The following is a 12,058-nucleotide window of genomic DNA, read 5'->3' as shown; positions in this document are numbered from 1 at the left end:
CCAGGGCGGGAGCGTGAGGCGCGCAGCTCCGGCCATGAGCCCCGGCCATATCCCCGGAGCCACGGCTGCCACAGAAACCGGCGACCTGCAACGACGCCCCTATTTAAATGTTGCGGATAGTTTTGTATACTAGACGGAGTGAAAATTCATGGGGAGGCCACGAGATGGCACAACTTTTCTTCCGCTACGGTTCCATGAACAGCGGTAAAAGCATCGAAATTTTGAAGGTGGCCCACAACTACGAGGAACAAGGTAAGCGGGTCATCCTCATGAATAGTAGTATCGATACCCGCTCCGGGGTGGGTCATATTGCCAGCCGGATTGGCCTCGAACGTGACGCTCATCCAGTATTCCCGGATAGTGACGTCTTTGCGATGGTTCAAGAAATCGACGACGGCGCCAGCTGTGTGTTGATCGACGAAGCACAGTTTATGACCCAACAACAGGTGTTTGAATGCGCCCGGGTGGTTGACGAGTTGCACATTCCCGTTATGGCCTTTGGGTTGAAAAATGACTTTCAAAACCACCTGTTCGCAGGTAGTGAGGCCTTGCTGGTTTACGCCGATAAGATTGAAGAAATGAAAACCATCTGCTGGTTCTGCGCGAAGAAAGCCATCATGAACCTGCGCGTGAATAACGGTCACCCGGTGTACGAGGGTGAGCAGATTATGATGGGCGGTAACGAGTCGTACTACCCGGTTTGCCGCAAGCATTATTTTCACCCGCCACTGGATGTACGGGGAGAGGAATAGGTTATGGATAAGATTTTTGAACAACTCGACGGGGTGTTAGCCCGGTACGAGGAAATTGAGGAAATGATGGCCGATCCTGAGGTCATCGCCGACACCAAGCGATTCATGGAAATTTCCAAAGAGGAAGGATCCATGCGTGAGGTGGTGACGGCATACAAGCAGTACAAGCAACTGCTGCAGGATATCGACGAAAATGACGAAATCATGCGTGACAGCGATGACCAGGAACTAGCGGATATGGCCAAAGAAGAACTGGCCGCTGACCGTGAACAGAAGGCCAAGCTGGAAGAGCAGATGAAGGTCATGATGTTACCGAAGGACCCCAACGATGATAAAAACATCATCATGGAAATTCGTGGTGCTGCCGGTGGCGATGAGGCCAGCCTCTTTGCGGGTGACCTGCTTAACATGTACACGCGTTATGCCGAAAACCAGGGCTGGAATACGGAAATTATCGATTCCACGCCAACCGAAGTGGGTGGCTACAAAGAAGTCGTGGTCATGATTACCGGAAACAACGTATACTCCAAGCTGAAGTATGAAAACGGGGCTCACCGCGTCCAACGCGTGCCCGTAACTGAAAGTGCCGGCCGGGTGCACACCAGTACTGCCACGGTCGGTGTAATGCCGGAGTACGAAGAGGTGGACTTCAAGCTGGAGCCGAAGGATATTCGGACCGACGTTTACCGTTCCAGCGGTGCTGGTGGGCAACACATTAACAAGACCAGTTCCGCTGTCCGCATGACGCACATTCCCACGGGGATCGTGGTGGCGATGCAGGACCAGCGCTCCCAGCAACAAAATCGTGTTAAGGCCATGCAGATTTTGACGAGTCGTGTGTACGATTACTACGAAAGTCAAAATGAAGAGGAATACGCGGCCAAGCGCCGGACGGCCATTGGTTCTGGTGACCGGTCGGAGCGTATTCGTACGTATAACTACCCACAAAACCGTGTGACCGATCACCGCATTGGCTTGACGCTGAACAAGCTCGACAAGATTATGAACGGCGATTTGGACGAGATTATTGCGGCCCTCGTGGTGCAGGATCAGGCCAAGAAGCTGGAGCAGTTAGATGTCTAGGAGTTACGGGGAGGCGTTGCGCGAAGCGGAGCGCCTTTTATCGAGCCATGGCTTGGAACCTGATGGCGCGGATTACGTTTTGACCACGCGGCTGAACTGGACGCGTAGCCGCCTAATTCTGCATGCGCGGGACGTCATGCCCGCGGCCGTTGATGACCAGTTGCAACGCGACCTGCAGCAACTAATTGCCAACGTGCCGCCGCAGTACGTGGTGGGTAGGGCGCCGTTCTTCGACGATTGGTTCCGGGTGACCCCGGATGTACTGATTCCCCGGTTTGAAACTGAGGAGTTGGTTTCGTGGGTGTTGAGCGACCAGCAGGCTGCAAAGACGGGCCTGGACCTAGGTACCGGTAGCGGCGCCATCGGGATTACGCTGGCGCAGAACCTGCCGAATACGCACATGACGCTGAGTGACGTCTCCGCCGCGGCTTTGCGGGTGGCGCGGAGTAACGCGGATGCGCTTAGTGCCAATGTGGAAGTGGTGGAGAGTGACCTTTTCGCGGAGTTGCCCCAACGGTTCGACTTTGTGGTGACGAACCTTCCGTACATCAGTCACGATGAAGAGTCGGTGATGGATGTCAGCACGATAGATTACGAACCACATCTGGCGCTGTTTGCAGATGATCACGGGCTGGCGCTCTTCCGCCGCTTCTTTGCGACTGTCGGCGACCACGTGCATCCGGGTGGGGCCGCGTACCTTGAGTTTGGCTACCACCAGCAGCCGGCCCTTGAGCGCATGTTGAGCGTAATGCTGCCCGCGGCGACGGCTGAATTTCGCCGCGACATGGCGGGACACCCGCGCATGCTCAAAGTACAGTTTTGAGGTAGGACAATACTATGGAGGCAAACTATGCAGACAACTGTTTTTACACGGGACACGGTTGCTGACGCCGCCGCTTTGTTGCGGGCAGGCGAGTTGGTCGCGTTTCCGACCGAGACGGTTTACGGCTTGGGGGCGGATGCAACGAACGTGACCGCCGTGAAGAAGGTCTACGCGGCCAAGGGGCGCCCGAGTGATAACCCGCTGATTGTGACGGTGGCGGATATTGATACGGTGCGGCGCTTTGCGGACGTGACACCAGCCGCCGAGCAATTAATGCGCAAGTACTGGCCGGGCCCCCTCACCATTATCCTGAACATTATCCCGGGGGCCCTGGACGCGACGGTGACCGGCGGCTTGCAGACAGCGGCATTTCGCTGCCCGGATAATGCGGCTACGCGCGAGTTAATCAGGTTGGCGGGTAACCCCATTGTCGGACCCTCAGCCAACCTGTCTGGTAAGCCAAGTCCAACTACGGCGCAACACGTTTTGCACGATATGGATGGGCGCATCGCCGGCATTTTGGATGATGGCCCGGCGCGGGTCGGCGTAGAATCGACCGTACTGGATATGAGCGGCAACGTGCCCGCCATATTGCGGCCGGGGTTCGTCGATGAAGAAATGTTGACGGCCGATTTGGGTGCCGTCAATACCGATCAGCACCATGTTGGGGCCAAAGAGACACCAAAGGCACCGGGGATGAAGTATAAGCACTACGCTCCCGACGCGCAGGTAGTGATTGTGGACCACCTAGCCGACTTTCCCGCGGCCATTGAGTGGGCGCGGGCTGATGGTCGCGACTTTGGCGTGCTCGCAACCGACCAAGTGTTGGCGCAGGTGCCCGCAGGTGTGGAAACGTACTCGTTGGGCCGCGATTTAGCGAGTGCGACGCGCGACCTGTTTGCGGGCTTGCGCTACTTTGATCTGCATCCCGATGTGTCACTGGTGTTGGCGCAGGGCTTTGACCAGGAGGGGTTGGGCGCAGCGTACATGAATCGCATCAACAAGTCGGCTGGTGGGGAACATTTTCCGGTAACGGAATCGTAACCCGCAAGCCGGTGGTCTATGCTATACTGATGAACGGAATAATGGCCTGAGTGGGGCCACGACAAGCAAAGGAGAACATAACGATGGGCAAGTTTACGGTTTTAAATCATCCACTGATTCAACATAAATTGACGTTGATTCGTGACAAGAATGTCGGTACTAAGGAATTTCGTGAGGTAGCGAACGAAATTGCCGAGTTGATGGTTTATGAAATCACACGCGACTTACCGCTAGAGGACGTTGAGGTTGAAACCCCAATGGGCAAGTCCACCCAGAAGCAACTTGCCGGTAAGAAATTAGCGGTTGTACCAATTTTGCGTGCGGGTCTCGGGATGGTCGATGGGGTCCTGGAACTCATTCCGGCCGCCAAAGTTGGCCACATTGGTATGTATCGTGACGAAAAGACGTTGAAGCCACACGAGTACTTTGTGAAGATGCCGACCGACATCGATCAGCGCGAACTACTGATTGTGGACCCAATGCTGGCAACTGGCGGGTCCGCCATCATGGCGATTGATGCGCTGAAGAAGCGGGGCGCCAAGGCCATGAAGCTCATCGTCCTGGTGGCTGCACCTGAGGGCGTTAAGGCGGTCCAGGAACAGCATCCGGACGTGGAAATTTACGCTGCTGCCCTAGATGACCACCTGACGGAGACGGGTTACATCTTCCCTGGCTTGGGGGATGCTGGTGACCGTTTGTTTGGTACTAAGTAAATAGGAAGTAGTTATCAAGGAGTACGCCGTGGGTGTGCTCCTTTGATTTTCAACACGGTATTGGGTCGGCGGTCTGCGGACGTAAATTCTCGCGGATTAATCGCCATCATATTCGTAGTAACTTACAGTCATCATCGCAGATGATGGGGTGGACAGTGTTCTTGCCAATGAAACAAGGGGATATTGTAGTCGGCAGCGGACTCGATTAACGTTGCGCACACAACTTTTTAATACCCAATTTGCGCTTTATTGGTGCTTTTCATTTGATGTAACACTTATGAAAGCCGCCATTTAGCTAAAGGCGACGCTTTCATTCCAAAATGGAGTGAAAGCCGACATGATGGGGAATTCCTTTTGTCTTTTCTATCTGAAGGTGATAGAGTAAGCAGTGTATTTTGAGTGCTTGTGCGCTGGCAAATACAATATATACATACGCTGTACCCTGTGACAACGTGTGACAGTTAACTAAATAAAGAAGGAGGAGGTGAATTCTGTGAACGATAAGTATCCCTACCTATCGATTGGCGGTTTACGCTTCAACCTCGCGAACGACATTCCAGTGCTAATTTCGGCCATTGTAGTTTTTGCGTTGGTGTTCTATTTGTCCCGTAAACCGACATTACGTCCGAAGGGCCGGCAGAACTTGCTGGAATGGCTCATCGACTTTACCAACGGGATTGTGCGTAGTGCGATGCCGGGTGAAGAAGGGTCAATGTTCCAACTATTTATTTTCGTCATGTTCCTATTTGTGTTCATGGCCAACCAGTTGGGACTGTTCATTGACGTCAACGTCAGTGGCGTGACCTGGTTCCATTCCCCGACGGCCAGTCCGTTAATTACCATGACTTTAGCCATGGTGGTACTGGTATTGGCTCACTATGTTGGGGTTGCTCGCCACGGCTTTAAGGGTTACCTGAAGGGCTTTGTTAGCCCGATGCCGATGCTGGCGCCCATCAACTTATTGGAAGAGTTCACGAACTTCATGACCTTGGCTCTCCGTCTGTACGGTAATATTTTTGCCGGCGAGGTGCTAATCATGCTGATTCGTAACATGGCGTTATCCGGTAAGTTTGCTATCTTGTCATTCCCATTAGGCTTCTTGGCCGAAATGGCATGGCAAGGGTTCTCAGTATTCATTGGTAGTATCCAAGCATACATTTTTGTCACGCTCGGATCCGTATACATTTCCAACAAGGTTTTGTCTGAAGAATAGTATTTTTAGGAGGAATTTTCACATGAACTACATCGCTGCATCAATCGCCGCCGGCTTAGCCGCTTTGGCCGCATCATATGGTAACGGTCACGTTATTAGCAAGACTATCGAGAGTATGGCACGTCAGCCAGAATTGTCCGGTCAGTTCCGTAGCACGATGTTTATCGGTGTTGGTCTGATCGAAGCCGTGCCAATCATCGCCATCGCTATTTCTTTCCTGCTGCTGTTCCAATAGGATTATTAAGCACGCAGACGAAAGGAAGTGGCACAGATGTTGCATGGAATGATTTTTGCCGCCGCTGGACTTGAAGTCGGCGACATGCTGTTCGACCTGGCCACGTTCATCGTGTTGATGGTTCTTGTCGGTAAATTTGCTTGGGGCCCAGTCACCAAAATGATGGCTAAGCGCCAGGAAAAGATTACCGGGGACCTGGATTATGCGGATCAGGCTAAGAGTGACGCTGACAAGCTGCTCGCTCAACGCCAATCTGAACTGCAAAATACGCAGGCAGAAGCCGTAAGCATTGTGAACACCGCTAAGACCAATGGCCAGAAGCAAAGTAAGGCCATTGTGGACGCAGCACACAAGGACGCTGCCGACCTGAAAACTAAGGCTGCCGCAGAGATTGCGCAGTCCAAGCAGGACGCCCTGAACGGCGCCCGTGATCAGGTGGCGGACCTCTCCATCACTATTGCCAGCAAGATTATCGGCAAGGAGCTGAAGGCTGAAGACCAGCAGTCGCTCATTGACGATTACATCAAAGGGCTGGGTGATTAGATGGCACTGACAAATGCGATTGTGGCACCCCGTTATGGGGCAGCATTGTTTGAAATTACGGCTGCTGAGGGGACGACCCAGGAAGTACAGTCAGAGTTTCACGCTCTCGACCAGGTGTTTAACGACAATCCTGGCCTGATGGCTGCACTGATTGGGCCCGAACTGAAGCTGAACCTCAAGCAGGAAATCGTGGGGGAACTAACCACTGGCGCTTCGCCAGTGGTTGCACGACTCGTGCAAATGACCTTTAACTATGGTCGCATTGCCGCTTTGCCTGCCATCGTGGCTGACTTCGACGAACGCATTAGTGCGGACGCCGGTCAGATCACGGGGACGGTCACCACGGCTGTGCCGTTGTCAGGTGCACAGGCAGACAAGCTTGCCGCTGCGGTAGCGCGACGCTTGGGTGTTGAGCACGCCGAATTGAACAATGTTGTGGACGCTAGCGTTATTGGTGGTGTCCGGGTGCAGGCAGCTAACTACGTAATCGACGGTACGGTGCAACACCGGATCGACCAGATTCGCGCAGAGTTGCTCACCCATTAGAAATAGTGAAGAGGTGAAGTCATGGCTATCAAAGCAGAAGAAATTAGCACGCTGATTAAACAGCAGCTAGAAAACTACAAAGACGACCTCGATGTTGCCGAGGTCGGGACTGTCACCTACGTTGGTGATGGTATCGCCCGTGCTCACGGGCTGGATAACGCCATGGCCAGTGAACTGTTGGAATTCGAAAACGGTTCATATGGTATGGCGCAGAACCTTGAAACAAATGATGTCGGGATTATCATCCTGGGTGACTTTGACGGTATTCGTGAAGGTGACACGGTCAAGCGTACCGGTCGCATTATGGAAGTACCCGTTGGGGAATCCTTGATTGGTCGCGTCGTGAACACTCTGGGTCAGCCAGTGGATGGCCAGGGTGACATCAAGACCGATAAGACCCGTCCGGTTGAAGTGAAGGCACCTGGTGTTATGCAGCGTCAGTCCGTTACGGAACCGTTGCAGACCGGTCTTAAAGCCGTTGACGCCCTCGTGCCAATTGGTCGTGGCCAACGTGAATTGATTATCGGTGACCGTAAAACTGGTAAGACCAGTATCGCCATCGATACGATTATCAACCAAAAAGACCAGGACATGATTTGTATCTACGTTGCGATTGGGCAGAAGGACTCCACGGTCCGTGCTCAGGTCGAAACGTTACGCAAGTACGGTGCGATGGATTACACCATCGTGCTGACTGCTGGTCCATCCGAACCAGCACCAATGCTCTACCTGGCACCATACGCGGGTACCGCAATGGGTGAGGAATTCATGTACAACGGCAAGCACGTTTTGATTGTGTACGATGACCTGACCAAGCAGGCCGCCGCTTACCGTGAAATTTCCCTGCTGCTCCGTCGGCCACCGGCACGTGAAGCTTACCCTGGTGACATTTTCTACACTCACTCCCGTCTGTTGGAGCGTAGTGCTAAGTTGAGTGATGCATTGGGTGGCGGTTCCATGACGGCTTTGCCGATCATCGAAACACAGGCCGGCGACGTGTCCGCTTACATCCCAACGAACGTTATCAGTATCACCGACGGCCAAATCTTCCTGCAAAGTGACCTGTTCTACGCTGGTACGCGTCCAGCCATTGACGCCGGGACTTCGGTCTCCCGTGTCGGTGGTGATGCCCAGTTGAAGGCCATGAAGAAGGTTTCTGGTACGTTGCGTCTGGACCTGGCCAGTTTCCGTGAATTGGAAGCATTTAGCCAGTTCGGTTCTGACCTGGATGCGGCAACGCAGGCCAAGTTGAACCGTGGACGCCGGACCGTTGAAGTCCTGAAGCAGCCCGTACACCAGCCTTTGACCGTTGAAAAACAAGTCTTGGTTCTGTACGCTTTGACTCACGGCTTCATGGACGATGTGCCCGTGGACGATATCAACCGTTTCCAGAGTGAACTGTTTGACTACTTCGACACTAATGCTGCCGAACTGGTGCAGTCCATCAAGGACACTGGTAAGTTACCGGATACGGACAAGATGGATACGGTGATGAAGGCGTTCGCTGCCGGGTTCACCGCAGCGCAGGCTCAAACTGCAGCTTCCACTAATTAGGGGGTGAGCAGATGGCTGAATCATTAATTGATATTAAGCGACGCATCTCCTCAACCAAGAAGACGCGGCAAATCACTGTAGCCATGCAAATGGTTAGTGGTGCCAAGCTCTCTAAGATTGAGAAAAAGGCGGTTGCCTACCAGGTGTACGCGAACAAGATTCGTGCCACCGTCACGCACTTGGCGCAAGCCCAGTTGCTGAGCATGGAAGCCAACCAGGATGCGGGCAAGGGCGATGGTCAGCAGCTGCGTGTTGCGGACCTGTTGCAGGAACGGACTGTTAAGAAGACCGGTTACCTGGTGATTACCAGTGACCGTGGTTTAGTCGGTGGCTACAACAGCAACGCCTTGAAGTCGATGCTCCAAGTAATTGAAGAGGACCACAAGGACAAAGACCACTACGCCATCATGGCAATTGGTGGTGTCGGCGCGGACTTCTTTAAGGCCCGGGGCATGAACGTCGCCTACGAATACCGGGGCGTTTCTGATATTCCCACCTTCAACGAGGTGCGCGAAATCGTCAAGACTGCGGTAACAATGTTTGACAACGAGGTCTTTGATGAGTTGTACGTGTGCTACAACCACCACGTTAACTCTTTGACCTCGGCCTTCCGGGTGGAAAAAATGTTACCAATCAGCGATCTTGATCCGTCTGAAGTGGCGGACAGCCCGATTCAGTATGATGCTGAACCGAGTGTGGACGCCGTGCTCGACGTCGTGCTCCCACAGTATGCGGAAAGCTTGATTTTTGGTGCCATTATTGATGCCAAGACGGCTGAACATGCTGCTTCGACCACGGCGATGAAGAGTGCTTCAGATAACGCTAAAGATTTGATTGACGGCTTGTCTTTGCAGTATAACCGTGCACGACAAGCAGCAATCACCACGGAGTTGACCGAAATCACCGGTGCAACTGCCGCGATTGAGTAACAACCACAAATAATTGCGGGGAGGACAGCATAATTGAGTAATACTACAGGTAAAATCGTGCAAGTGATCGGACCTGTCGTCGACGTGGCCTTTCCCATCGATGGCGACTTGCCAAAGATCAACAACGCACTCGAAGTCACTAACACCCAGGGACAGACAATTGTTGTCGAAGTCGCCGTGGAGTTAGGTGACGGCGTAATGCGGACCATTGCGATGGCCAGCACGGATGGCTTGCAGCGTGGTATGGAGGTGCGCGATACCGCGGCACCAATTTCCGTACCCGTTGGTCAGGACACCCTTGGTCGCGTGTTTAACGTCTTGGGCGAACCGATTGATGGTGGCGACGAATTCGGCGCTGACCACGAACGGAACAGCATCCACCGTGACGCACCAGCCTTTGAGGAACTGAGTACTAGTTCAGAAATTCTTGAAACCGGGATCAAAGTTATCGACCTGCTCGAACCATACCTCCGGGGTGGTAAGGTCGGACTGTTCGGTGGTGCCGGTGTTGGTAAGACGGTGCTGATTCAGGAACTGATCCACAACATCGCTGAAGAACACGGCGGCTTGTCTGTGTTCACTGGTGTTGGGGAGCGTACGCGTGAGGGTAACGACCTTTACTTTGAAATGAAGGAATCCGGCGTTTTGAAGAACACCGCGATGGTTTTCGGTCAGATGAACGAATCACCAGGTGCCCGTATGCGTGTGGCCCTGACTGGTTTGACCATTGCCGAATACTTCCGTGACGTGAAGGGTCAAGACGTGTTGCTGTTTATCGACAACATTTTCCGGTTTACCCAGGCGGGTTCTGAAGTTTCCGCTTTGCTTGGTCGTTTGCCTAGTGCCGTTGGTTACCAGCCAACTTTGGCCACTGAAATGGGTCAGTTGCAGGAACGGATTACTTCCACGAAGAAGGGTTCCGTTACCTCCATCCAGGCCGTTTACGTGCCAGCCGATGACTATACCGACCCTGCACCAGCCACGACCTTCGCGCACTTGGATGCTACGACCAACTTGGAACGGCGGCTCACCCAGATGGGTATCTACCCAGCCGTGGACCCGCTGGCATCAACGTCTAGCGCTTTGACGCCGGACATTGTTGGGCAGGAACACTACGATGTGGCCATGCAGGTACAGCAAGTGCTGCAACGCTACAATGAACTGCAGGACATCATCTCAATCCTGGGTATGGACGAACTGTCCGACGAGGAAAAGACGGTTGTTGCCCGTGCACGTCGTATTCAGTTCTTCCTGAGTCAAAGCTTCTCCGTTGCCGAACGTTTCACTGGCTTGCCAGGGAAGTACGTGCCGGTTAAGGAAACCGTTGAGGGCTTCAAGGAAATCCTTGAAGGTCGTTACGACGATTATCCTGAAGAGGCGTTCCGTCTGGTCGGTAACATTGACGACATGAAGGCGAAGGCTAAGGAAATGGGTTACGACCCAGACAGTAAGGATTAGGGGGGATTCGTATGGCTGACGAGCAACAGGACGTGTTGACCGTTAACATCGTGACCCCAGATGGCGTTGTGTACGATCACCGGGCCAAACTGGTGGTTGTGCGTGCCGTTGATGGTGATTTGGGTATCATGGCTAACCACGAACCAATCGTGGCGCCATTACAGATTGGGGAAGTTCGGGTGCAAAGACTCGATGAACCCGACCACGAGAACCGGATTGCTGTGAATGGCGGCTTCATGGAGGTGGCGGATAACGTTGCTTCCATCGTTGCTGATTCCGCAGAACGTGCGCGGGACATCGACCTCAGCCGTGCTGAGGCCGCCCGTGAGCGTGCCGAACACAAGATTGAGACCGCCAAGCAGACGCAAAACCAGGACGACCTTGCTCGTGCCCAAGTGGCATTGCGGCGGGCCATCAACCGGATCAACGTCAAGCATGACGCTCAGCATTAGCGCAACGTCAATGTAGTCTCAAAGCGTGTACCCCTTGTGGGTGCGCGCTTTTTAGTTACGTTGCTGTAGATAGTGGTTGACGGCAGCGTAGGCCGGGCTGGTGAGCTACGGCTTTCGTGGGGTAGTCCGTGGTAACCACTGCTTGTGGTTGCGAACTCGCGGGTGATCTTTGGGATTGCGGCTTACGTGCCCTACGCCGGAGGTTGCTACACCCGCACGCTCCCCGTACCGGCCTCCCACGAGGTTTCTAGCCCGAGAAAATCACTCGGTCTATAAACTTTGCCGCCGTACGTCACTCTGTTCCTACGGCGCTCCGGGGTCGCAGCAACTACGTCTCTGGGCACGACGCCTCCGTCCCAAAGCCCACCCGCGGGTTCCCGATAGTTCGTAGGGTGTAAACCGACGGCTAACTGTTTAACTTCTATTTTGTGTTGCTAGAGTAGTGGTTATACGTGCGATAATTATGACTCAGTGGATTATTAACAGCGAATTGTGGGGACAGATGTGGTGCTGAGCGTAGTATATCTAGTTTTTCTCATAGGAATGTTCTCGTTGGCCAATGTGTGGTGATTATATGCATGATGGACTACCGTTCATGAACTGGCTGATGCCGGCAAATGTTTGGTGGAGGCGTCGAGCCGGCAGGAGACGATGTTGCGGCGACAGTAGTGTGAGGCCGCGTCGGTCGGGTTGGTGAGCGTAGGCGTGTGGGG

General features: G+C 53.6%; 13 protein-coding genes. All 13 read left to right on the top strand.

All coding sequences use genetic code 11. The features are described 5' to 3' along the window. Positions 1-164: 164 nt before the first annotated feature. A complete protein-coding gene (locus LPA02S_RS08425; protein WP_082405278.1) occupies positions 165-752 on the top strand; it encodes a thymidine kinase in 588 nt (195 codons plus the stop codon). Positions 753-755: 3 nt separating this feature from the next. Further along, positions 756-1,835, top strand: coding sequence for a peptide chain release factor 1 (prfA, locus tag LPA02S_RS08420; protein WP_056956565.1), 1,080 nt, complete (start codon positions 756-758; stop codon positions 1,833-1,835). Next, entirely contained in the window at positions 1,828-2,658 is an 831-nt protein-coding gene (prmC, locus tag LPA02S_RS08415; protein WP_054648778.1) for a peptide chain release factor N(5)-glutamine methyltransferase, read from the top strand. Before prfA ends, prmC begins: the two co-directional genes overlap by 8 nt. 27 nt (positions 2,659-2,685) lie before the next feature. After that, entirely contained in the window at positions 2,686-3,702 is a 1,017-nt protein-coding gene (locus LPA02S_RS08410) for an L-threonylcarbamoyladenylate synthase (RefSeq protein ID WP_054648781.1), read from the top strand. A gap of 83 nt (positions 3,703-3,785) precedes the next feature. Further along, positions 3,786-4,415 carry a uracil phosphoribosyltransferase gene (gene upp / locus LPA02S_RS08405; protein WP_054648783.1) on the top strand — a complete coding sequence of 210 codons (630 nt, stop codon included), beginning with the start codon at positions 3,786-3,788 and terminating at the stop codon, positions 4,413-4,415. Between the two features lie 493 nt (positions 4,416-4,908). Next, positions 4,909-5,628: a F0F1 ATP synthase subunit A gene (gene atpB, locus LPA02S_RS08400; protein ID WP_054648785.1), complete on the top strand. Its 720-nt coding sequence runs from the start codon at positions 4,909-4,911 to the stop codon at positions 5,626-5,628. 22 nt (positions 5,629-5,650) lie between these two features. Beyond that, positions 5,651-5,863: a F0F1 ATP synthase subunit C gene (gene atpE, locus LPA02S_RS08395; RefSeq protein WP_054648787.1), complete on the top strand. Its 213-nt coding sequence runs from the start codon at positions 5,651-5,653 to the stop codon at positions 5,861-5,863. Between the two features lie 36 nt (positions 5,864-5,899). Beyond that, positions 5,900-6,406: a F0F1 ATP synthase subunit B gene (gene atpF / locus LPA02S_RS08390; RefSeq protein ID WP_056956566.1), complete on the top strand. Its 507-nt coding sequence runs from the start codon at positions 5,900-5,902 to the stop codon at positions 6,404-6,406. Next, a complete protein-coding gene (gene atpH / locus LPA02S_RS08385) occupies positions 6,407-6,952 on the top strand; it encodes an ATP synthase F1 subunit delta (protein WP_054648789.1) in 546 nt (181 codons plus the stop codon). A 21-nt stretch (positions 6,953-6,973) separates the two neighbouring features. Beyond that, complete coding sequence (gene atpA, locus LPA02S_RS08380) at positions 6,974-8,506, top strand: F0F1 ATP synthase subunit alpha (RefSeq protein WP_056956567.1); 1,533 nt, start codon at positions 6,974-6,976, stop codon at positions 8,504-8,506. A gap of 11 nt (positions 8,507-8,517) precedes the next feature. Beyond that, positions 8,518-9,435 carry a F0F1 ATP synthase subunit gamma gene (locus LPA02S_RS08375; RefSeq protein ID WP_056956568.1) on the top strand — a complete coding sequence of 306 codons (918 nt, stop codon included), beginning with the start codon at positions 8,518-8,520 and terminating at the stop codon, positions 9,433-9,435. Positions 9,436-9,468: 33 nt separating this feature from the next. Further along, a complete protein-coding gene (atpD, locus tag LPA02S_RS08370) occupies positions 9,469-10,893 on the top strand; it encodes a F0F1 ATP synthase subunit beta (RefSeq protein ID WP_054648790.1) in 1,425 nt (474 codons plus the stop codon). 11 nt (positions 10,894-10,904) lie between these two features. Continuing rightward, complete coding sequence (locus LPA02S_RS08365; protein ID WP_054648792.1) at positions 10,905-11,345, top strand: F0F1 ATP synthase subunit epsilon; 441 nt, start codon at positions 10,905-10,907, stop codon at positions 11,343-11,345. Positions 11,346-12,058 lie beyond the last annotated feature (713 nt).

The sequence above is a fragment of the Lacticaseibacillus pantheris DSM 15945 = JCM 12539 = NBRC 106106 genome, assembly GCF_001591865.1.
GTDB classification, from domain to species: Bacteria; Bacillota; Bacilli; order Lactobacillales; family Lactobacillaceae; genus Lacticaseibacillus; species Lacticaseibacillus pantheris.
The sequence above is the reverse complement of the archived record's forward strand: the minus strand, read 5'-3'. Positions and strand labels throughout refer to the sequence as shown.

Excerpts from the sequence above, each read along its gene's own strand:
- LPA02S_RS08425 (WP_082405278.1), top strand. The coding sequence starts at position 165 with ATGGCACAACTTTTCTTCCGCTACGGTTCCATGAACAGCGGTAAAAGC.
- prfA (WP_056956565.1), top strand. The coding sequence starts at position 756 with ATGGATAAGATTTTTGAACAACTCGACGGGGTGTTAGCCCGGTACGAG.
- prmC (WP_054648778.1), top strand. The coding sequence starts at position 1,828 with ATGTCTAGGAGTTACGGGGAGGCGTTGCGCGAAGCGGAGCGCCTTTTA.
- LPA02S_RS08410 (WP_054648781.1), top strand. The coding sequence starts at position 2,686 with ATGCAGACAACTGTTTTTACACGGGACACGGTTGCTGACGCCGCCGCT.
- upp (WP_054648783.1), top strand. The coding sequence starts at position 3,786 with ATGGGCAAGTTTACGGTTTTAAATCATCCACTGATTCAACATAAATTG.
- atpE (WP_054648787.1), top strand. The coding sequence starts at position 5,651 with ATGAACTACATCGCTGCATCAATCGCCGCCGGCTTAGCCGCTTTGGCC.
- atpF (WP_056956566.1), top strand. The coding sequence starts at position 5,900 with ATGTTGCATGGAATGATTTTTGCCGCCGCTGGACTTGAAGTCGGCGAC.
- atpH (WP_054648789.1), top strand. The coding sequence starts at position 6,407 with ATGGCACTGACAAATGCGATTGTGGCACCCCGTTATGGGGCAGCATTG.
- atpA (WP_056956567.1), top strand. The coding sequence starts at position 6,974 with ATGGCTATCAAAGCAGAAGAAATTAGCACGCTGATTAAACAGCAGCTA.
- LPA02S_RS08375 (WP_056956568.1), top strand. The coding sequence starts at position 8,518 with ATGGCTGAATCATTAATTGATATTAAGCGACGCATCTCCTCAACCAAG.
- LPA02S_RS08365 (WP_054648792.1), top strand. The coding sequence starts at position 10,905 with ATGGCTGACGAGCAACAGGACGTGTTGACCGTTAACATCGTGACCCCA.